This window comes from Tistrella arctica (assembly GCF_039630945.1).
In the GTDB taxonomy this organism is placed as follows: Bacteria; Pseudomonadota; Alphaproteobacteria; order Tistrellales; family Tistrellaceae; genus Tistrella; species Tistrella bauzanensis.
In genome coordinates, this window is the sequence record NZ_JBBKTV010000005.1 from 77,256 (window position 1) to 101,896 (window position 24,641).

Consider the following 24,641-nt stretch of genomic DNA (forward strand, 5'->3'; position numbering starts at 1 on the left):
TCGGGCTGCTGGCGATCTGGCTTGCCGGCGCCGGCGTGATGCCGCTGGATGATGATCTGCCGGATAGCCGGCTTCAGATCATGCTGGACATCGCGGAACCCGCGGCCCTGATCACCACCGCGGCGCTGCAACCACGCCTGACGGCCATTGCCGGCCCGGTGCCAGTGCTGGTGCCGGTGCTGGTGCCGGATGCCAAGGCGGCAGCCATGCCGGCCGATACCGGCGGCGGCGTTACCACCACCCCCGACAGCCTCGCCTATCTTCTGTTCACCTCGGGCTCCACCGGCACGCCCAAGGCGGTGGCAGTGGCATGGCGGACGCTGGATCAACTGGCCGGCTGGCACCGTGCCCGCCACCCCGAACCGGCCCGCACCCTTGGCTTCGCCCCCACCGGCTTCGATGTCAGCCTTCAGGAAGCCGCCATCGCCTGGGCCGAGGGCGGCTGCTGGATCGTGGCCTGCGATGCCACCCGCCGCGACCCCGCCGCCCTCGCCCGCTTCATCGGCGACCACGCCATCACCCGCCTGTTCCTGCCGGTGGTGATGCTGCATGCGCTGGCCGATCATCTGGCCGAGCATCCCGACCACATCCCGGACAGCGTCACCACCGTCATCACCGCCGGCGAGCAATTGCGCATCACCCCCGCCGTCCGGGCCTGGTGCCGCCGCAGCCCCTTCCGCCTCGACAATCAATATGGCCCCACCGAAACCCATGTCGTCGCGGCCGAGTTGCTGGAGCCGGGCGATGTCGACCACGTCTCCGACCCTTGGCCGGACCGCCCGGCGATCGGCCGGCCGGTCGATGGTGCCGTGCTCTATGTCACCGATGCGCAGGGCCGGGTATTGCCCGATGGCGTGGCCGGGGAACTGCGCGTCGGCGGCACGGCCCCGGCCATCGGCTATCATCGCGACCCCGACCGCACCGCCGAGCGCTTCGTCACCGGCCCCGATGGCGGCCGGGTCTATCGCACCGGCGACCGGGTCCGCCGCCTGCCCGATGGCCGGCTGATCTATCTGGGCCGCGCCGACGATCAGGTGAAGATCCGCGGCGTCCGGGTCGAGCCGGGCGAGATCGAAGCCGCGCTGGGCAGCCATCCTGATGTCGCCCAGGCGCTGGTCGTGGTCCGCGCCATCGCCGGCGCCGCGACCCTGGTCGCCCATATCGAGCCCAGGGTGATGCCCGGCGATGATGCCGCCCTCGCCGATGCCCTGCGCGGCCATCTCCGCGCCCGCCTGCCCGATCCGATGATCCCGGCGCGCTGGGTGATCGCGCCGGCGCTGCCCAGATCGGCCAATGGCAAGCTCGACCGTCGCGCCTTGCCCGATACCGACGGCCTGACGCTCGCCGGCGACACCGCATCGGCCCCGCCCGCCACCGACACCGAAATCGCGCTCGCCGCCCTCTGGGCCGAGGTGCTGGGGATCGATGGCGGCAGTATCCATGCCGGCGACGATTTCTTCGCGCTCGGCGGCCATTCGCTGCGGGCCACCCAGCTCGTCGCCCGCATCGCCCGCGATCTCGCCGTCGACCTCGCCGTCGCGCGGATCTTCGAGGCGCCGGTGCTGGCCGATCTGGCGGCGGTGATCGATCGGGCGGGCGGTGTGGCTCGCGCCGTTCAGCAGCCCATCCCGCGCAGCCTGGGCGACGATCCCGACGGCGGTACATGGCCCCTGTCCTTCGCGCAGGAACGGCTGTGGTTCATCGATCAGCTCAGCCCGGCGCGCGGCGCCTATAACATGCCGGCCGCCATCCGCCTGACCGGGCGGCTGGATGTGGCGGCGCTGGCCCGCAGCTTCGCCGCCATCACCCGCCGCCATGCGGTGCTGCGCAGCGCGATCCTCGATCATGACGGCCATCCCGTGCAGCAGATCATGCCGGCCGCCGCGGATTGGGTGCTGCCGGTGGAAGATCTGTCGCATCTGGCGCCCGACACGCAGCATGACGCGGTGTCGCGCCGCGCGGTCGAGGATGCCGAAACCCCCTTCGACCTCTCGCAGCCGCTGAAGCTGCGCACCCGGCTGATCCGGCTGGCGCCGGATGCCCATGTCCTGCTCGCCACCCTGCATCACATCGCCTCCGACGGCTGGTCGATCGGCGTGCTGGTGCGCGAATTGGCAGCGCTCTATGCGGCCTTCAGCGCCGGCCGGCCCGATCCTCTGCCGCCCTTGCCCGTCGCCTATGCCGATGTCGCGGTCTGGCAGCGCCAGCGGCTGACCGGCGCGGTGCTGGCCGGCCATCTGGACTATTGGCGCCGCCAGCTTGACGACCTGAGCAGCCCGGCGCTCGCAACCGACCGGCCGCGCCCGGCCGTGCAGAGCTATCAGGGCGCGCTGACCCGCCGGCCGCTGCCGCAGACGGTCTCGGACGCGGTCGATACCGCTGCACGCCGCCACCGCGCAACCCCCTTCGTGGTGCTGCTGGCGGCGTTTCAGGCGCTGATCGGCCGCATGGCCGGCACCACTGACGTGGCGGTGGGCGCGCCGATCGCCAATCGCACCCATCCCGACACCGAAGGGCTGATCGGCTTCTTCGTCAACGCATTGGTGCTGCGCAGCCGCTTTGCCGACGATCCGGATTTCGCCACCCTGACCGACCGGGTGCGGGCAACGGTTCTGGATGCCCAGGCCCATCAGGATCTGCCTTTCGAGGTGCTGGTCGAGGCCCTGGAACCCGATCGCGCGCTGGATCGCAACCCGTTGTTCCAGATCGCCTTCGCGGTCCAGAACGCCGATATGCCGCCGCTCGCCCTCGATGGCCTGGAGATCCGCACCGTCGACCGCGAGGTGACCCGCACCCGCTTCGATCTGGAACTTCACGTCTGGCCGGCGCCCCATGGCTATGACCTCGTCGCCTATTACGCCACCGATCTGTTCGATCAGGCCGGCATCGACCGCCTGCTCGCCCGCTATGAAGCCCTGCTCGACGCGGCCTTGAACGCGCCCCACACGCGCCTGTCCGCCCTGCCGGCCACAACGGACGACGAGGCCGCCGCCATCGCCCGCCTGTCGCATGGGCCGGCCCCGCTGCCGGCCCTGGATGTGGTGACCCTGATCGCCGCCGCCGCGGCGGCCGATCCGGATGCGGCGGCGATCCTGCATGGCGACGGCCCGGCGATCAGCCGTGCGGCACTCGCCGCCGCTTCGGACCGTCTGGCCGCCCGGTTGCGCGCTGCCGGCCTTGTGCCCGAAGACCGGGTCGGCCTGCTGTTCGACCGCTCCCCCGCCATGGTGGTCGCGGCGCTCGCGGTGATGAAGGCCGGCGGCGCCTATGTGCCGATGGACACCCGCTATCCCGATGACCGGATCATCTGGCAGGCCGCCGATGCCGGCATGGCGCTGATCCTGGCCGCACCCGATCAGGCCGCCCGCGCCGCCGCCGCGGCCCGGGTGCTGACCGTGACCGATCCCGGCCACGACGACGACGCACCCGGCGATACCGCCGCCCAGGCGCTGCCGGCAGCAGCACCCCATCCCGATCACCTCGCCTATGTCGTCTATACCTCGGGCTCGACCGGCACGCCCAAGGGGGTTGCGGTCAGTCATGGCGGGCTCGCCAATCTGATCGCCTGGCACCGACGGGCCTATGCGCCCGATGCCGCCACCCGCATGGCCCAGGTCGCCGGGCTCGCCTTCGATGCGGCGGTGTGGGAGATCTGGCCGGCCCTGGCCGCCGGTGCCAGCCTGGTTCTGCCGGCGCCCGGCGCCACCCGCGACCCCGATCTGCTGCTGGCCGCGTTCATCCGCCATGGCGTCACCCAGGCCTTCGTGCCGACGCCGCTGGCCGGGCCGCTGCTGGCCGCGCCGCGCCCGGCGGGGCTGACGCTCGACCTGCTGCTGACCGGCGGCGAGCGGCTGGCGGCAGCCCCCCGGATGGCGGGCGTGCGGCTGGTCAATCACTACGGCCCCACCGAAGCCGCCGTGGTCGCGACCGCCGGCGATATCGACCCGGCCGATATTCTGGCCGGCCGCGCGCCCGGTATCGGCCAGCCGATCGACGGCTTCATCGCCCATGTCCTGGACCGTCAGATGCGGCCGGTGGGCTTTGGCGTGGCCGGCGAACTCTGTCTTGGTGGCGCCGGGCTGGCCCGTGGTTATCTGGGCCGGCCCGATCTGACGGCCGCGGCCTTCGTGCCCGATCCCCTGTCCGACACCCCCGGCGCCCGGCTCTATCGCACCGGCGACATGGTGGTGCGGCGCATGGATGGCCGGCTGGATTTCATCGGCCGCGCCGATGCCCAGGTCAAGCTGCGCGGCCACCGGATCGAACCGGGCGAAGTCGAAACCGCGCTGCGCGACGACCCGGCCGTGCAGGCCGCGGTCGTGATGCTGGCCCAGGCAGGCCAGACCGGCCAGGCGGCGGACCGGCTGGTGGCGTTCGTGGTCGCCGATGACGATGCCGCCGCACAGGCCGAAACCGACCGCGCCGCGCGTGAGGCGGAACGCGCCGAGGAATGGCGCAGCCTCTATGCCGACACCTATGGCGCCCCCGATGACGACGACCCGCTGTTCCGCATCGGCGGCTGGACCAGCAGCTATGACCGCCAGCCGATCCCGGCCGCCTGGATGGCGGCGTGGCGCGATGCCACCGTCGCGCGGATCACGGCACTCGGCGCCGATGCGCTGTGGGAGATCGGCTGCGGCAGCGGCCTGCTGCTGTGGAAGCTCGCGGGCGGCATGCGCCGCTATCACGCCACCGATTTCTCAGGTGAGGCGGTGGAGCGGCTGGCGGTGGAAACCGCGGCCCGTGGCCTGGATCATGTCAGCGTGGAACGCCGCGCCGCCGACGACATGGCCGGCCGGCCGGCCGGTCCCGGCGCCGATGGCCGCTGGCCGGCGATCGTGATCAACTCGGTCATCCAGTATTTTCCGGGCGAAGACTATCTGCTGCGGGTGATCCGCGGCGCGCTGGACGCCCTGGAGCCCGGCGGGCACCTGTTCATCGGCGACATCCGCGCCGCCCATGTCGAGGCCGGGTTCCAGACCTCGATCGCGCTGCATCAGGCGCCGGCCGCCACCGACGCCGACGCACTGGCGGCGCGGGTGGCCGATGCGCTGGCGGCCGAGAAGGAATTGCTGGTCGATCCATTGTGGTTCCGCAGCCTGCCGGACCGGCTGGCCGGCATCGCCGCGGTCGAGATCCGGCTGAAGCGCGGCCGCGACCGCACCGAGATGACCCGCTTCCGCTATGACGTGGTCATTCACGCGCAGGCAGCCGGCCCGGCGCCCGCGCCGTTGACCGCCGACCGGACACTGGATTGGGGCCGCACCGGTATGGCGGGCTTCGCCGCCGCCTGCACCGCCATAGCCGGCGGTGAGGCCCGGGCGATCGAGATCCGCGACCTGCCCAATGCCCGTGTGGCCGCCGACATGGCCGCCGCCGCCCGGCTGTCGGCCGGTGCCGCGGCCAGCGCCGCCGCGATCGCCGCCGGTGCCGCCGCCGATGCCGCCGACGCCGTCGATCCCGAAGCACTATGGGCCGGGGCCGAAGCCGCCGGGCTGACCCTGCATGCAACCTGGGCAGCCGACCCCGCCCATATGCATGTGCTGATCACCCGCCCCGATGCGGGCCGTGATGCCGACAATGCGGGGCCGATCTGGCAACCCGCCGACCCGATACCCACCGACCTGATGGCCGACCGGCCGCTGATCACCGATCCGCTGCGCGCCGGCGCCGGCCGCCGGCTGGCCGCGCGACTGCGCGACCGGCTGCGCCGCCGCCTGCCCGATGCGATGGTGCCGGCCGAGATCATCACCCTGCCCGCCCTGCCGCTGACCCCCAATGGCAAGGTCGACCGCAAAGCCCTGATCGCACGGCTGAAACGGCAGCCCGGTGCAGCCGCCAGCCCCGCGAGCAAAACGATCGACGGTGCCACCGAACACCTGCTGGCGCGGATCTGGTGCGAGGTTCTGGCGCTGGACCAGATCGGCCGCGACGACAATTTCTTTGAAAGCGGCGGCGATTCGATCCTGTCGATCCAGGTCGCCGCCCGGGCCCGCAAGGCCGGGCTGGTGCTGGCGGTCCGCGATCTGTTCGAACACCAGACCATCGCCCGGCTGGCCGCGGCGCTGGACGCGCGCCTGCCCGCCGATACCGGCCATGCCGCCTCCCAGCCGGTTGATGGCCCGGTGCCGCTGACCGCGATTCAGTCGTGGTTCTTCGACCGCGCGACCGGCGATCCGCATCATTTCAATCAGGCGATCCTGCTGACCCTGCCACCGGCGATGGCGGATGCGCGCATCGCCCGGGCGCTGGAGCGGCTGGCCGGCCGTCACGACGCGCTGCGCCTGCGCTTCACCACGGATGCCACCGGCTGCATGACCATGCGGGTCGGCACCGTCGACGGCGCCATCGGTTTCGAGACCGTCGATCTTGGCAGCCACGACACCGCCGCCCGCCGCGATGCCGCCCTCACCGTCCATGCCGCCGCCACCCAGGCGCGGCTGGATCTGGCGACCGGGCCGCTGCTGCGGGTGGTACGCTATGTCATGGCGCCGCATGGCCGGCAGGCGGATGGCGCCCATCCCTTACAGGCCGACCGGCTGCTGATCGTCGCCCATCATCTGGTGATCGATGCCGTGTCGTGGCGGCTGCTGCTCGACGATATGCGCGATGACCTCGACCGTCCGGACGCCAGCGACGGCGACGCGGCCCACGGCGATGCGGCCCCCGCCTTCACCCGCTGGGCCGGCGCCCTTGCCGCCCGCGCGGCCGATGGAGGCTTCGACGACGAAGCGGGTCATTGGCGCGCCCTCGCTTTGGCCGCCAGGGCCGACCACACGGCACTGCCGGTCGATGATGCGACCGCCCCCGATCGGGTGATGGACGCGCGCGCGACCTTGCGGGTGCTGGATGAAGCCCGCACCGCATCGGCATTGCGGGCCGCCAACCGGGCATGGCGCACCGATACCGCCGATCTGCTGGCGGCGGCGGTGGCACGCGCGCTGGCCCGGCTGATGGGCCGCACGGCCGGCGATGGTCCGGTGGGCGGCGATGGTCCGGTGGGGGTGTTGATCGACCGCGAAGGCCATGGCCGCGAGGATCTGGTTCCGGGATTCGATCCGTCGCGGATCATCGGCTGGTTCACCGCCATTCACCCGGTGCGACTGACGGCCGACCCGGACGAGCCGCCGATCGCGACCCTGCGCCGGGTGAAAGATGATCTGCGCGCCATACCGCGCCGGGGGGCAGGCTTCGGGCCGCTGGTGCGTGCCGGCCGGCTGCCGGCGGCGGCCCTGCCGCCCACGCCAGAGATCGCCTTCAACTATCTGGGGCAGGTCGATGCGGCGCTTGCCACCGACAGCGCGTTCGGCGCGGCGCCCGAGGCCATCGGCGACCTTCAGGCCCCGACCAGCCGGCGCACCCATGCGCTGACCATCGGTGCCGCGGTGATGGATGGCGCGCTCCGCATCGAGGTCACCTGGCCCGGCGCCCGCATGGCGACCGCACGCATGGAGGCCTTCGCCGACGACCTTCTGGCACAGTTGCGGGCGATCATCGATGCCTGCATGGCCGATGCCAGCGGCGGACTGACGCCATCGGACCTGCCGCTTGCCGGGCTGGATCAGGCGGCGATCGACGGCCTGCTGGCGGCACTGCCGGTGGCTGCGGCGGCAATCGACACCGTCTATCCCGCCACGCCGCTTCAGCACGGGCTGCTGCTGAAGCGCCTGAGTGGCGGGGGCCTGGGCGGCGACGGCCTGTATATCGAACAGTTCCGCTTCCGCATCAAACCGCCGGTCGATGCCGCCGCCCTGGCCGATGCCTGGGCAATGGCCGCCGATCGTCATGAAGCGCTGCGCAGCCTGATCGCCCATCGCGGCCTGGACCGGCCGCTGATCGTGGTGCTGAAGCGCGGTGTCACGGCGCTGGACATCATCGACCATCACCCGCTTGCCCCGGATGCCGCCGAGGCGGCGGTCGATGATGCCTGCGCCGCCGACCGTCGGCACGGCTTCGCGGCGGATCGCATGCCGCCCTGGCGGCTGGCGCTGCACCAACTGCCCGGCGGCGACGCGGTCCTGGTCTGGACCTTCCATCACGCCCTGCTCGACGGCTGGTCGACCTTCCGTCTGCTGGAAGAGGTGCTGGCCACCTATGACGCCAAGGTCGCCGGCCGGATGCCTGATCTGCCGCCGGCGCCACCCCTGCGGCTGTTTGCCGCCTGGCAGGCCGGGCGCGATCCGCTGGGCGACGAAACCTTCTGGCGGGCGGCGCTCGACGGCCTGCCGCCGCCCCAGCCGCTGCCCGCAGCCCGCCCCGATGGCCGCGAAACAGCCGACCGCGCCCATGTCACCACCCGGCTGGCTGCCGCCGATGCGGCAAAGCTGCGCGATACGGCACAATTGCTGCGGGTAACGCCGGCCACCATCGCGCAGGCCGCCTGGGCGCTGGTGCTGGCTCGCCATGGCGATCGCAACGACGTGATCTTCGGCGCCACCGTGTCGGGCCGCCCGGATGCGGTCGCCGATGTGGAGCGCATGGTCGGCCTGTTCATCAACACCACCGCCATCCGGGTGGCGATCGACCCGCGCGCGCGCATCGGCGACTGGCTGGCGGGGCTTCAGGCGGCACGCATCGCCGCCCATCCCTTCGAAGCCGCGCCGCTGGCCCATATCCAGCGCTGGGCCGGCCGCGATGCCGCCACCCAGCCGCTGTTCGACAGCATCATGGCCTTCGAGAATTATCCCATCGCCGAGGCCCTGCGCGGCCGGGGCGGTGCTGCAGACGATCGCGGAGCCGCCCTCACCGTCACCGACAGCCGCTATGACGGCCGCACCCAGTATCCGCTGACCGTCACCATCCTGCCCGCCGACGGGTTCGCGATCGACATCGCCTATGACCCGGGCCAGATCGATGCCGCCGGCGCCGACCGGCTGCTCTGCCAGATGGTGCGGGCGGTGAGCGGGCTGGTCCGCGATCCGCAGGCGCGGCTGGCGACCGTCGATGTGATCGATGCCGCCGAACATGAGTTGATTGCAGCCTGGAGCCGGGGCCAGGGGGCAGCGGCGGATGCGGCCGGGCTCGACACACCATCCGCCGCTGCGGGCGCCAGCCCCGATCTGCCGCTGCATCTGCGCATGGCCACCCATGCGCCTGACGATGTCGTCATCCGCCACGGCGCACGGACGGTCGATCGCGCGGCGCTGGATCTGGCCGCGCGGCGGATCGCGCGCCGTCTGGCCGATGCCGGTATCGGCGCCGGCGACCGGGTGGCCCTGCTGATGGCGCGCGGTCCTGAACTGGTCGCCGCCATGCTGGGTGTCCATCATGCCGGTGCCGCCTATCTGCCACTCGATCCGGTCTATCCCGATGCCCGGATCGACATGGTGCTGGCCCATGCGACACCACGCGCGGTGATCGGCGATGCGCCGTCGCTCGACCGTCTGAATGCGATGGACGCCGCGCCATTGCTGCGGATCAACGCCGCCGCCGCCACGGCATCGGGCGATGCGATCGACCCACCGGCATCGCCGGAACCCGGCTGGCGCGACTGGCCTGCCTATGTCATCTACACCTCCGGCTCCACCGGCACGCCCAAGGGCGTGGTGGTCACCCAGGGCAATCTCGCCCGGCTGATCGATGCCACGCAAGGCTGGTTCGGTTTCGGTGCCGGCGATGTCTGGTCGCTGTTCCATTCGCCCGCCTTCGACTTCTCGGTCTGGGAGATCTGGGGGCCGCTCGCGACCGGCGGCCGTCTGGTGATCGTCGACCATGATCTGGCCCGCGATCCGGCGGGCTTCCGGCGCCTTCTGGCGGCCGAGCGCGTGACCGTGCTGAACCAGACCCCCAGCGCCTTCGGTATGCTCGATGCCGCCGATGCCGCGGCCATGACGGCCGGCGACGATGCGCTCGACGCCCTGCGCCTGGTGATCTTCGGCGGCGAGGCGCTGGATGCCGCCACGCTCGGCCCCTGGTTCGTCCGCCATGGCGACGCGCGGCCGGTGCTGGTCAACATGTATGGCATCACCGAAACCACCGTCCACGTCACCGCCGCCCGCATCCGCGCGGGCCACGCCGCCGAAACCGGCACCGCGCCGATCGGCGTGCCGATCCCCGATCTCAGCCTGCATCTGCTAAACAGCGCCGGCCGGCCGGTGCCGGTCGGGGCCGCTGGTGAAATCCATGTCGGCGGCGCCGGGCTCGCCCAGGGCTATCTGGGCCGGCCGGACCTCACGGCCGAACGGTTCGTCACCACCACCGATGGCATGCGGCTGTATCGCAGCGGCGATCTGGGGCGCTGGCGCAGCGATGGCCGGCTGGACCATCTGGGCCGCATCGATGCCCAGATGAAGATCCGCGGTTTCCGGATCGAGTCCGCCGAAATCCGGGCCGCCCTCATCAGCCACCCCGCCATCACCGACGCGGCGGTGGCGATCCGCAGCCCGGCCGGGACCGGCAGCCCGGTCCTCGTCGCCTGGATCGTCGTCGACGGCGAAAGCGGGTCGGTGCCGGATGACAGCGCCTTGCGCGCTCATCTGAAGAGCCGGCTGCCCGACTGGATGCTGCCGCAGGCCGTCGTGCCGGTGCCGTCGCTGCCGCTGACCGCCAATGGCAAGCTGAACCTGAAAGCCCTGCCCGATCCCGACCTCGCCCAGGCCACCGGCCGTGGCGGCGCGCCGGAAACCGCCACCGAAATCGCGCTTGCCCGGATCTGGTCCGATGTGCTGGGCATCAGCGGCATCGGTCGCGGCGACGATTTCTTCGCGCTCGGCGGCCATTCGCTGCTGGTCGCCCGCGTTGCCCATCGCGTCGCCGCAAGCCTCGGTGTCACGCTCGACTGGCCGGCGCTGTTCAATGCGCCGACGCTGGATGCCCTCGCCCGCACGATCGATGCGGCGGCGGACGATGGCGTCCCGGCCTTGCCGGCGCCGGTTGCCGTGCCGCGCGACGGACGGCCGCTGCCGCTGACCCGCGCCCAGCGCCGGATGCTGTTCCTGAACGATGCAGAGCCCGGCCCGGCGCACACCATTCCGCTGTTGCTGCGCCTCTGCGGCACGCTCGACACCGCCGCCCTGCGCCGGGCGCTGGAAGCGCTGGTTCATCGCCACGAGGCCCTGCGCACCCGCTTCCCGCTGGCGGGCGGCCAACCGGTCCAGACCATCGACCCGCCGGGTTTCCGGCCGCTGCCCCTGATCGATCTCGCAGCGCTCGCGCCATCCGAGCGCGATGATGTGCGCCGTCAGATCGTCGACGAGGCCCTGTCCCAGCCCTTCGATCTGGGCCGGGGGCCGGTGTTCCGGACCCAGTTGCTGCGGCTGGCCGATGACGATCATCTGCTGGTCGCCAGCCTGCATCATGTTGCCGGCGACGGCTGGTCGGTGGGGGTTCTGGCCCGCGATCTGGGGGCGCTGTATCGCGCCGCCTGCACCGGCGCAGCCGCCGATCTGCCCGCACTCAACCTCTCGGCCGCCGATCTGGGCACCGCCGAGGCGCTGCCCGCAATGGCCACACGCATGACGGCGGCGCTCGATGCCCGCGCCGCAAGCCTCGCCGCGGTGCCGGCGCTCGATCTGGTTCACGATCGCCCGCGCCCGCCCCGCTGGTCGGGCGAGGGCGCCACCACCCGGTTCGGGATCGATGCGGCCACGGCCAATGCCGCCCGGCATCTGGCAGCACGGCTCGACACCACGCCCGCCGTGGTGCTGCTGTCGGCCCATGCCGCCCTGATCGGCGGGTTGTCCGGCGGCACCGATTTCGCCATCGGCCTGCCCGCCGCCGAGCGGCTGCGACCTGAAACCGCCGATATCGTCGCCCTGCTGGTCGAGACCCTGGTGGTGCGGGCCGATCTGGCGGGGATCAGCGGCACCGGGCTGATCCGGCGCATGGCCACCGAGATGCGCGCCGTGCTGGCCGCCCGGCCGCTGCCGGTCGACATGCTGGTCGAGCGTCTGGCCCTGCCGCGCGACGCCGGGCGCACGCCGCTGTTCCAGACCATGTTCTCGCATGACCGCGCCGGCGATCACCGGCTCGATCTGGGCCAGGGCCTGACCGGCCGCCTCGATGCCGCGCGCACCACCGGCGCGCGTACCGATCTGTCGCTGATGCTGGCCGACAGCGCCGATGGCGGGCTCGACGGTCTGATCGAATATGCGACCGACCTGTTCGATGCCGACACCGCCACACGAACCGCCGCGCGCTATACGCAGGTGCTGGCCGCCCTGCTGGCCGATCCGGCGCGGCCGGTCGCGGGTCTGCCTCTGGTGCTGCCCGACGAGACGGCCTGGGTCAGCGGCCCGGCATCCATGGCCGGTGATGGCGCCAGCGACATCGCCGCGATCCTGCGCCGTCATGCCATGGCGGCGCCACGGCAGATCGCGATCAGCCATGGCACACAAACAGTCGACTATGCCGAACTGGTCGGGCGCGGCGAGGCGCTGGCGGCGGCGCTGGCCGGGTCCGGCATTGCGCCCGGCGCCCGGGTCGGCCTCTATGCCGAACGGTCGATCGCGGGCGTGGTCGCGACGGTGGCGGTGATGCTGGCCGGCGCCACCTCGGTGCCGATCGACCCGGCCTATCCGGCCGGGCGGCAGGCGATCATCGCCGGGGATGCGCAGCTCGATGCCCTGATCCTGGCGGATGGCGCCGACATGCCGGGCTGGGCCGCCTCGGCGCTGCCCATGATCCGCATCGGGGCCGATGGCCGCCCGAGCGGGCCGGTGGAAACGGCGGCGGCGCGCCCGGCCACCGGCGGCGCTCTGGCCCAGATCCTGTTCACCTCCGGCTCGACCGGCCGGCCGAAGGCGATCGGCGTGCCGTGGTCGGCGGTCCTGGTGCGCGTTGCCGGTGGTGGCGGCTATACCGACATCACCGCCGGCAGCATCATCGCCCATCTGGCCAATCCATCCTTCGATGCCGCCAGTTTCGAGATCTGGGGCGCGCTGCTGAATGGCGGGCGGCTGCATATCATCGACCAGCCGGTGCTGGCCGATCCGGCGCTGCTGGGGCCGGCGCTGAGGCAAGGCGGCGTCGATCTGATGTTCATCACCACCGCCCTGTTCAACCGGGTCGCCGAACAGGCGCCCGAAGCCTTCGGCGGCTTGCGCCATCTGCTGTTCGGCGGCGAAGCCGCCCAGATCCGCTGGGTGCGGGCCGTGGCCCGGTCCTGTCCCGAGACCCGGATCAGCAATATCTATGGCCCCACCGAGACCACGATATTCGCCACCGTCCACCATCTGACCGCCGCCGACCTCGCGGCCGGCGCGGTGCCGATTGGTCGGCCGATCGCCGGGACCACGGCTCATGTTCTGGACAGCGGGCTTCGCCCGGTGCCGCCAGGGGTGCCGGGGATGCTGTATCTGGGCGGCGCCGGCCTCACCGCCGGCTATCTCACCGATCCGCGGCGGACGGCCGACGGCTTCAGCCCCGATCCGTTTGCGTCACGGCCCGGCGGGCGGCTCTATCGCACCGGTGACATCGTGCGCCGCGACCACGACGGCGCCCTGCACTTCATGCGGCGCGGCGACAGCCAGATGAAGCTGCGCGGCCATCGGATCGAGCCGGGCGAGATCGAGGCGGCGGCGCTGGCCCTGGCAGGGGTCCGGCAGGCCCATCTCCGGCTGCTGCGCGACGACGACACCGCCGACGCCCGGCTGGTGCTGTATCTGACCGGCACCGTATCCGCGCCCGATGTGCTGGCCGATCTGCGCCGGCAGTTGCCGCGCTGGATGGTGCCGTCGGCCGCCATGGTGCTCGACGCCCTGCCACTCACCGCCAATGGCAAGATCGACGGCAGCCGCCTGCCGGCGCCCGTGCCGTCGACATCAGCGGCCCCGGCGATGGCCACCGTCAGTGCCGACGACACGGCTTCCCGGGTGCTTCAGGTCTGGACGGAACTGCTCGGGCATGGCGAGATCGCGACGGACGACAACTTCTTCGATGTCGGCGGCCATTCGCTGCTGCTGGTCGATCTGCGTGCCCGGCTGGATATGGCCTTCGGAATCACCCTGGCCATGACCGATTTCTTCGCCTGCCCCACGATCCAGTCGCAGGCGTCTCTGATCGCCCGTCGCCTGGGCCGCACGGCGACGGGTGTGGAGCCCGGGCCAGCCCCTCCCGCCCCGGCCGCGGGCGACGGCCGGATCGAAGGTCGCGGCCGTCAGGCGGCTGCGGCCGCCCGGCGACGGCGGCTCACCACCTGACCGACGGCCCCAACCGGCCCCGTCGCATGACACTGCCACCCCTGAACAATCTCTGCCCTGGACGTAAAGGCCTCCGCTGATGATCCCCGCCAACGATATCACCGAGATTGCCGCCGAAACCGATATCGCGGTCATCGGCATGGCCTGCCGGGTGCCCGGCGCCGGGGATCTGGCAGCGCTGGACCGGCTGCTGGTCGAGGCCCGCGAGGGCATCAGCGAGGTTGGCGCCGATGACGGCATCACCGATCCGCGCTATGTCCGCCGCAAGGGCCTGCTCGACGACCCGTTCGGCTTCGATGCCGGCCTGTTCGGCTATGCGCCGCGCGAAGCCGCGCTGATCGACCCACAGGCGCGGCTGCTGCTGGAACTGGCCTGGGCGGCGCTCGACCATGCCGGCCATGGCCCCCGCCGCCGGGACATGGCCGGCCTGCCGCTTCCGGTCGGCCGTGTCGGCATCTATGCCGGCGCCGGCATCAGCACCTATCTGCTGACCCATCTGCTCAACAATCCGGCCCTCGCCGATCTGGCGACACCCTTCGAAGCGGTTCTGGCCAATTCCGGCGACAGCCTGGTGGCGCGCGTCGCCTATGACCTGGATCTGCGCGGCCCGGCGGTGGATGTGCAGACCGCCTGTTCCACCTCACTGGTCGCGGTCCATATGGCCGTGCAGGCGCTGATCGCCGGCGAATGCCGCATGGCGCTGGCCGGCGGCGTGTCGATCGACCTGCCCAGCCCCACCGGCTATTGGTATCAGCCGGGCATGATCCTCAGCCCCGATGGCCGCTGCCGGCCGTTTTCGGCCGAAGCCGCCGGCACGGTGCCCGGATCGGGCGGCGGCGTGGTGGTGCTGAAGCGGTTGGAAGACGCGCTTACCGATCGCGATCATGTCCATGCGGTGATCCGTGGTTCGGCCACCAACAATGACGGCGCGGCGCGGATCGGTTTCACCGCCCCGGGCGTCGACGGTCAGGCCGAGGTGATCGCCGAGGCGTTGGCCCTGGCCGGGATCGACCCCGCCGATATCGGCATGATCGAAGCCCATGGCACCGCCACGCCGATCGGCGACCCGATCGAGGTTCAGGCCCTGACCCGCGCCTTCGGACGCGACGCCCCGCGCGGCCGCTGCCTGCTGGGCTCGATCAAAGGCAATCTGGGCCATCTGAATGCCGCGGCCGGTGTGGTCGGGCTGATCAAGGCGGTGCGCGCGGTGGAAACCGGCATCGTGCCGGCAACGCTTCATGCCGACCGGCCGAACCCGGCGCTCGACCTTGATGCCACGCCCTTCCGTCTGGTCACCGAAACCCAGCCCTGGCCAGCCATTGCCGGCCCGCGCCGGGCGGGTGTCAGTTCCTTCGGCATGGGCGGCAGCAATGCTCATCTGGTGATCGAACAGGCGCCCGGCCCCGTGCAGCCGCCGGCGGCAATGCCGGTGCCGCTGTTCCTGTCGGCCCGCAGCGCCGCCGCTCTCGACCGTCTGACCGCGGCCATGGCCGGCGTCGCGCCCTGTGCCGATGCCGGTTTCACCCTGCTGGCCGGCCGCGCCAGCTTTGCCCACCGCCGGGTGCTGCTACCCGATGGCGCGGGAGCTTTCCAGGCGATCGACGGCATCGCCGCCGACACGCCGGTGACCGTGGCGCTGACGACGGACGACGCAGCCCTGCGCCAGCGGCTGACGGCCCTTGGCCTGGAGGTGGCGGATCCCGCCCGATCCGCCGCCGGACCGGTGGTGCGGCTGGCATCGGATGGTGACGATCAGACGGCCCTTCTGCGGTTGATCGCCACCGCCTGGACGCAGGGTGCCGGTGTCGATCCGGCCCGTCTGTATGGTGCCGGCCGGCGTCGGGTGCCCCTGCCCGGTTATCCGTTCGAGCATACCCATTTCGAGATCCCGCGCCCGCAGCCACGCGACATGACCGCCGGCGCCGATGATCCGCTGGCCCTGCCACCCCGGCTTGCCGATCCGGCCGACTGGTTCTGGCTGCCCGGCTGGCGCGAGATCGCCGGCCCGGATATCGACACCACGGATGCCGCCGCAGCCATCCCCGGCCCGGTACTGATCCTGGCCGACGGGCTGGGCGTGTCCGCGCTGATCGCTGAACGGTTGCGGGCCGGTGGACGGCAGGTGACGCTGGTCACGCCGGGCGCGGATTATGGCGAGGTGGCCCCCGACCATATCACCCTCGATCCGGCCGATCCGGCGCAGTTCCGGCGGCTGGCCGCCGATCTGGCGGCCGGGGGCCGCGATCCCGCCACCATCCTGCATGGCTGGGCGCTGGAAGGGCGCGGCGCCCGGTCCGCGGATGCCGGGCAGATCGATACCGTGCAGACCCTTGGCCTGCACGCGCTGCTGCATCTGTTGCAGGCCCTGGCCAGCCCCGGTGGCGGCATGCACCGGCGGCTGCTGGTCGCGGCCGACCGGCTGCTGGCGGTGACCGATGACAGCGAGATCCGGCCCGATCATGCGCCGTTGCTGGGTGCCGCCAGGATCGTGTCGCAGGAATATGACCGGATCGTCGCGCGCGTCACCGATCCCGGCACTGGTGCCGCCGCCGGCATCGCCGACCGGTTGTTGCAGGAACTGGCCGCGACCGACAGCGTCGAGGCACCGCGTGTCACCACCTGGCGCGGTGGCCGGCGGTTCGTGCCCGATCATGCACCACGGCGGCTGGCCGGCAATGGTCGCCCGCGCTTCCCGACCGGCGGCGTGACCGTGATCACCGGCGGGCTTGGCGGCATGGGGCTCGCCTTCGCCGAAGAGGTCGCGGCCGAGGCGCCCGATGGCGCGCTGGTCCTGATCGGACGGTCGGTATTCCCCGACCCGGCGGATTGGGATGACTGGCTGGCGGAAAACGGCGATGACGGCGCGGTGGCGCGGGCGATCATCCGGCTGAAGGCGATCACCGCCCAGGGCACGGCGGTGATGGTGGCCACAGCCGATGTGGCCGATCAGCCGGCGATGGACCGGGTGCTGCGCGTGGCGCGCGACCGCTTCGGGCCGGTCACCGCCGTGCTGCACGCGGCCGGGCTTGCCGATTACGAGGGTGTCATTCACGGCCGGGCACGGGCACGGACCGATGCGGTGATGGCCGCCAAGCTGCACGGCACGCTGGTGCTCGACGCCCTGACCGCCACTGACCCGCTGTCGCTGTTCCTGATCTGCTCGTCGCTGGGCACATCGCTCTATCATGTCAAATTCGGGCAGGTGGGCTATGCGGCGGCGAATGAGTTCATCGATATCTTCGCCCGGGCCCGCGCGGCCGATCCGGCCCGTCCCGGTGCCACGGTGGCGATCAACTGGTCCGACTGGCGCGACAGCGGCATGTCGGTGGCGGCGCTGGCGCGCTGGGCCGACCGCACCGGCATTGCCACCAGCGACTATATCTCGGACGGGCTGACCGACGCCGAGGGCCGGCTGGCCATGCGCCGCGCCGCCGGCCAGTCGGCGCCGCGCATCGCCGTGTCGCAGCATGACCTGACCCGGCTGGTGGCGCAGGATCCGCTGCGCGCCCGGGCTTTCCTGGCCGAAACCGACCGAGCCCATGCCCGCCCGGCGCTGGGCACCGCCTATGTGGCGCCGCGCACCGATGCCGAACGGGCGGTGGCGCAGATCTGGCAACGCCTGCTCGGCATCGACCGGATCGGCGCACAGGATGATTTCTACGATCTGGGCGGGCATTCGCTGCTGGCGACCCAGGTGGTGTCGCGGATCGCCGAGCGCCTGAAGGTCGATGTCCCGCTCGACAGCTTCCTCGACGATCCGACCGTCGCCCACCTGGCGGCACTGGTCGAGGCCGCGGAAACCGCGCGCATGGCCACCGATGCCGCCGCACAGGGGGCTGCCGGCGACGACGATGCCGGCCCCATCCCATGGGCGGGACGTCCTGAAAGCGGGTTGCCGCTGTCCTTCGCGCAGGCACGGGTCTGGTTCCTGGATCAACTGGATCCCGGCAGCGCCAGCTACAACATGCCGATGGCGCTGATGCTGCGAGGGCCGCTCGATACCGATGCCCTCGCCCGCGCCATCCATCTGATCGTCAGCCGCCACGAAGCCTTGCGCACCGTCTTCCAGGCCGTTGGCGGCGAACCACGCCAGATCGTGCGTCCGGCGCCATCCGCCGCCATCCTGCTGCCGGTGACCGATCTTGCGGCACAGGGCCCCGACACGGCCGAGGCCCAGGTGCAGGCGCGGCATATGGCCGAGGCCGAGGCCCGCACACCCTTCGACCTCGCGCGCGACATCCCGTTCCGCGCCGGGCTGGTCCGTATCGCCCCCGACAGCCATCTGCTGCTGATCACCAAGCACCACATCGCCTCCGACGGCTGGTCGATGGGCGTGCTGATGGACGAGTTGGGCCGGTTCTACACAGCCTTTGCCCAGGGCCTGACACCGACGCCGCTGCCGCTGCCGGTTCAGATGCCCGATGTCGCGGTCTGGCAGCGCCGGCGGTTCGACGGCGACCGGCTGGACACGCTGATCGGCTGGTGGCGCGACCGGCTGGCCGGCGTGCCCGACCTGATGCTGCCGACCGACCGGCCGCGGCCACCGGCGCCAAGCGGCCAGGGCGGATTGATCGATCTGCCCCTCGACCCGGCGGCCATCGACCGCCTGCTCACGCTCGGGCGTGCCGAACGCGCCAGCCTGTTCATGGTGCTGCTGGCGATCTTCCGCCATCTGCTGGGCCGCTATGCCGGCCAGAGCGATTTCTGCATCGGCACGCCGATCGCCAACCGCACCCGCCCCGAGCTTGAGCCGATGATCGGCTTCTTCGCCAACACCCTGGCGATCCGCAGCGATATCGGCGCCGACACATCGCTGCGCGACGCGGTCAGGATCGTGCGCGACGACGCCAATCAGGCCTTCGCCCGCCAGGATCTGCCGTTCGAGCGGCTGGTGGAGGAACTGGGCGTGCCCCGCGACCCGGCACGGAATGCGCTGTTTCAGGTGTTGTTCGTGGTGCAGAACGCCGGGCGCGCGGCGGCACGGCCGACAGGCCCGGCGCTGCCCGGCCTCACTTTGGCACCGCTGGCGGCCGACACCGCCACCGCGAAATTCGATCTGACCCTGTCGGTCGTGCCCGACCCGGCCGTGGCCGCCGACAGCGGCTGCGATCCGCAGACCGGACAACGGGCGTTGTTCGAATATGCCACCGACCTGTTCGACACGGCCACGATCGCGATGATGGGAGAGCGGTTCGCCGACCTCGTCATGCGACTTTCGGTTGAAGTTGATGCGCCGATGTCGTCCATTCCGTTGGATGCCGATGTCGATACCGCCGTCGATGACGGCTGGTGAACGAGCAGGACGGCGGCATGCCGCGTCACGACAGACCGAGACGGTTCGAGGGAGGAATGAGATGAGCGGAGACACGGCCGATCGCGCGGCGTTGGCGGCCCGTCTGGCGGCCCTCGACCCGGCTCGCCGCGCCTTGCTGGAACGCAGCCTCGCCGCGCGTGCACCCGCCCCTCAGGCCATGCGGGGCAGACCGGTGCCCACCGACATGGCTGGTCTGGTCGCCGCCATTCTGACGGCCCTTCCCGATGCCGCGGCGGCCCGCTCCGCGCTGGCCGCGCGGGGTGTCGGGCCCGGGCACGTGCTCGGGGTGGCCGGCGGACCGCCGCAGATGCGGGCAGGTGCGATCGCGTCCATCCTCAGCCTGGGCGCCGACGCACTGGTGTTTGCGGCCGACGACCCGGCCGGCCATGTCACCGCCGCGCTCGACATGGCCGGCGGGCAATGGCGGGTCGGTTCCGATACGGCATCTGACGCCGGACATCTGCCCTGGCCGCTCAGCAGCACGGCCGATGCGCCCCCAACGGCGCCCGTCATTCCCGGCCGGCTGCTGATCGCCGATGGCTGCCGCCTCGTCACCGTGGCGGTGACAGGCCGGATCGCGCTGCTGGATCAGGCGGTCACCGCCGTCGGGCTGACGGATGATGCCGCCCTGGCGGTCGATGCCGGCAGCGATGCCCCCGACAGCCTGTCGGCGCTGCTCTGGGCGGCCGCGACCGGCACGACGACGATCGATGCCGGCGATCCGGAACAGGCACCGGCAGCCGCGCTTGCCGCCTGCGCCGGCGCCCGAATTCTGGCGGCCGCCCCGCAGGCCGTGGGACGGCTGCTGGATGCCGCGGGCGGGGCATCCGGCCCTCTCGACCGGCTGGCGGTGATCGATTTCGGCGGAACGCCGGTGCCGGCAGCCCTGATCCGGCGTCTGGCCGATCGGCTGCCGGGCGTGCGGATGCTCTGCCATTACGCCGTCATGGCCGGCGCACCCCTCGCGGCCTGGACGATCGATCCGGCGCAGATCACCGCTGCCGCCGGCACGGCCGCGGCCGGCCGGCCGCTGGCCAAAGGCCGGCTGCGGCTGGTCGATGGCGCCGGCCGGCCGGTGCCCGCCGGCATCGTCGGGCGGATCGAGTATCGCGCCCCGGCCGGCGACGATGCGGCACCGGATGCGCCCGCCGACGACCTGCCCTGGGCCGCCACCGGCGATGCCGGGCGCCGCACCCGCGACGGGTTGCTTGAGGTGACACAGCGCCCCGATGGCGGCCATTACCATGCCGGCCGGCTGATCATGCCGCTGGCTGTCGAGACACACATCGCCCGGTTGACCGGCATCGCCGATGCGCATCTGCGGTGGCGTTCATCGCCGGCCGGTCCGGTGCTTGCGGCGGCAGTGGTCGCGTCGGGCGCCCCGGATCGCGCCTGGGCCGCCATCATCACCCATCTGCCGCGCCATCAGCGGCCTCACATCGTTCAACTGGTCGACCACCTGCCGCTCACCGCATCCGGCGAGATCGACATCATCGCCCTCGATGCCCTGCCCGCCGTCGACACGGCCTTGCTCGACATGGCGGCCGCACGACTGGCCGCGACCGGGGTTGCCGTCCTCTCCGCCGGCCTTAATGCCGTGCCGGACGATATTGCCACCCCCGAAGGCGTGGCGATCGAAACCCTGGCTCTGCTGCCGCCGCCACCGCCGGCGGCACCGCCCCCCGCCGATCTGGCGCCGGTCACGATCATCCGCAGCGGCGCGCCGCTGCCCGCGCCGATCTTCACCCGTCTGGTCGACATTCTGGACCACGCCGCCGGCACGGTACCCGCTGGCATGGTGGGTGTGATCCGCGACGGTGACGGCACGGTCGATGCCGTCAGTCAGGCGGCGTTCCGCCAGCGCGCACAGGCCATGGCCGGCGGCCTCGCCCTGGCGGGGGTTTCGGCCGGCGACCGGCTGCTGCTGGTGGTCGCCGATATCGCCGATTATCTCACCGGCTTCTGGGCGGCTCAGATCCTGGGCGCCGTGCCGGTGCCGGTGTCGGTCGCCGCCGACTGGTCGGCGGATGACGGCAACGCCATGAAGCTGGTGCAGGTGCGGCAGTTGCTGGGCCGGCCGGCGGTGCTGGTCGACCAGGGTCAGGCGCCGGCGATCGCCGGTTTCCTGCGCGGTCACGAGGCCGACCCCGACGGTGCCGACCCCGCAGGGACCGTGATCGACATCGGCGCGGTCGCCAATGGCAGGCCGGTCGTGGAGGCCCATGCAGCCAGCCCGGATGCGCCGGCGATCCTGTTGCTGACCTCGGGCTCGACCGGTGCACCCAAGGCGGTTGTCCAGACCCATCGCACATTGATCGCGCGGACCACCGCCACCATCCTGCATCGCGGCTATGGCCCGGCCGATGTCTCGCTCAACTGGATGCCGCTCGACCATGTCGGCGCGGTGGTCATGTTCCATCTGCGCGATCTGGCCGCCGGCGCCAGCCAGTATCATGCCCCGATCGATCTGGTTCTGGCCGATCCGCTGCGCTGGCCGCGCTGGATGAGCCGGCTTGGCGTCACGGTCAGTTGGGCGCCGAATTTCGCCTTCGGGCTGGTGGTCGCGGCGCTCGACCGCGCCGATGCGCCGCCCGCCGATATCGACCTGCACCGCCTGCGCGTGTTGATCAATGCCGGCGAGGCGATCGTGCCGCGCACCGCACGCCGTTTCATCAGCCTGCTTGAACCCCACGGCCTGGGGCCACAGGTGATGAAGCCCGAATGGGGCATGTCCGAAACCTGTTCAGCCGTGATCTGCGCCGACGGCTTCGGCCTGGACGATACCAGCGACGACGATGTCGCGGCCGATCTGGGCGGCCCCGTACCCGGCACCGCCATGCGGATCTTCGAGGCCCGGCCCCAGCCCGGCGCCGGCCCGGCATCGGCGCCCCTGATGATCGGGCGCCTGCAGATCAAGGGACCGACGGTGACGCCGGGCTATCTGGCCAACCCGCATGCCAATGCCGAGGCCTTCACCCCCGATGGCTGGTTCGACACCGGCGATCTGGGCTTCGTGGCCGATGACGGCACAAGCGGCAATGGCGGCCTGCGCATCACCGGCCGGTCGAAGGACAGCATCATCGTCAATGGCCGCAATCTGCATGCCCATGAGGTGGAAGCAGTGGCCGAAGAGGTGCCGGGCGTGGCGGTGTCATGGACCGCGGCCTTCGCCCATCGCCCGCCCGGCGCCGACACCGATCATCTGATCGTGACCTATGTGCCGGCGGCGTCCGGCGGCGACGACCCGGCCCCCGCCATCCGCGCCCGCATCGCCCGCCGGCTGGGCGTGGCGCCGGCGGCGGTGATCGCGGTGCGGCGCGAGGATGTGCCCAAAACCGCCATCGGCAAGATCCAGCGCGCCCGCATCCGCGCCGAGGTCGAAGCCGGGCGGCTGGGCAATCTGGTCGCCGGCCCTGCCATGGCCGACACCGACCCCACCCGTGGCGCCGTCACGCTGCCGCTGCACCGCCCGGTCTGGCGGCCGGTGGCGCTGCGGCGCGCGGCGCGGCGCCCGGTCGACGGGGCGGCAGCCCTTGTCCACCACGCCGGCCATGGCGATGCGGCAATGATGATCGCCCGTCTGCGCGACCGGCTGGCGGCATGCGCCGGCACCCGCCTGCGGCTGGTTCTGGCCGTGCGCGGACTTGCCGCCATCGATCAGGGTGATCCGGCGCCCGATGCCGACACCGCAGCCCTGGCGGCCTGGGCGCTGTCGGCCACACAGGAAACCGGCTGGCTCGATCTGCGGATCGTCGACCTGGATCCTCAAGCCGACGCCGCCACGACCGAGGCGGCCCTTGCCGCCGAAGCCGTCGCCGACGACCCCGAAGCCGTCATCGCCCATCGCGGCAGCCGCCGGCTGGCCCGCCGGCTCGACCCGCTGGATCTGACCGCGGATACCCCCCGACCGCTGCCGATCCGGCCGGGCGGTGTCTATCTCATCGCCGGTGGCCTGGGTGGCGTCGGTGTCGAGGTCGCCGAGCTGCTGGGCCGGCGCTTCGGTGCCCGGCTGCTGCTGGTCTCCAGGCGCGATGTCGCGGGCTGCCCGGTGAAGGCCGCGCGGCTGGCACGGCTGCGCGCGGCGGGGATCGAGGTGATGACCGCCATGGCGGATGTGGCCGACAAGGCCGCGCTGAGCCGGGCCGTCGCCGCCGCGCGTGAGCGCTGGGGCGGCGATCATGAGCAGGGCTTCACGCTTGCCGGCGTGATCCAGATGGCCAGCGACGGCGCGCTGGATGCCCAATGGGACGGCATGGCCGATCGGGGCGCGCTGGCCGATGGCGATGTCCAGGCGGGGCTGAAACCCTGGCTCGACGCCAAACTCACAGGCACCCGCAATCTGATCGATCTGGTCGCCGGCAATCGCGAGGCGCTGGTGCTGGGCTTCGGCTCGGTCAACGGCCTGTTCGGCGCGCCGACACTGGCCGGCTATGCCGCCGCCAATGCCGGCATGGCGGCGCTGATCGCGGGCGCGCGGCTGCGCGGCCACAGCCATGCCATCTGCATCGACTGGTCGATGTGGGATGGGCTGGGCCTTGCCGAAGGCGCGCCCGAACCCGCCCGGCTGCGCACCCGCGCGCTGGGCTATCGGCTGATCGGACGCAACCAGGGCCTGCGCGCCCTGCTTGCCGCCCTCGCCCTTGGCCGGCCGCATGTCGTGGCCGGCGTGGAAGCCGGCCCCCATGATCCCGCGGCACATGCCGTCACGCGCTGTCCGCGACCACAGGCACCACAGATGCGGCTGTATCCGGCGATCGACGCCGCAGCACCTGCCAGCGCCATCACCGGTCACGACCGTTTCGGCCGGGCCATCGCGGTCGCGGTGCGCATGTCCGGTACCGAGGGCGCAGGCGACAACATCGGACAGGGCGGCCGCGGCCCGGCCCATGCCGGCCCGGCATCTTCCGACCCGCCACGCGGGCCGGTGGAAGCCCGGATCGCGGCGCTGTGGTGCGACCTGCTCGACCGGACGGCGATCGGCCGGCACGAGAATTTCTTCGAAATCGGCGGGCATTCGCTGCTACTGGCCCGGATGCGTGCCCGGCTGACCCCCATCGCCGGCCGCGAGGTCGGCATGGTCGAATTGTTCCGCCACCCCACCATCCGCGATCTGGCACGGCTGGTCGCAATCGAACCGGCAGAGGCATGACCGTTCAGATGCGCACAGATCAGGCGACCAGCCGGCCCGT

3 protein-coding genes (1 of these 3 only partly in view) are annotated in these 24,641 nt (G+C 72.0%); all 3 read left to right on the plus strand.

Translation table 11 applies throughout. The annotated features are described in order from the left end of the window. Positions 1-14,138 carry the 3' portion of a non-ribosomal peptide synthetase gene (locus tag WG924_RS12195; RefSeq protein ID WP_345933312.1) on the plus strand. Its footprint begins 1,753 nt before the window's first position, so 14,138 of the gene's 15,891 nt are visible here — the last part of the coding sequence; its start codon lies off the left edge, out of view; the stop codon is at positions 14,136-14,138. Between the two features lie 79 nt (positions 14,139-14,217). Beyond that, on the plus strand, positions 14,218-19,431 hold the full coding sequence (locus WG924_RS12200) for a condensation domain-containing protein (RefSeq protein WP_345933313.1): 5,214 nt from the start codon (positions 14,218-14,220) through the stop codon (positions 19,429-19,431). Positions 19,432-19,492: 61 nt separating this feature from the next. Further along, entirely contained in the window at positions 19,493-24,601 is a 5,109-nt protein-coding gene (locus WG924_RS12205) for an SDR family NAD(P)-dependent oxidoreductase (protein WP_345933314.1), read from the plus strand. The last annotated feature ends 40 nt before the right edge of the window (positions 24,602-24,641 follow it).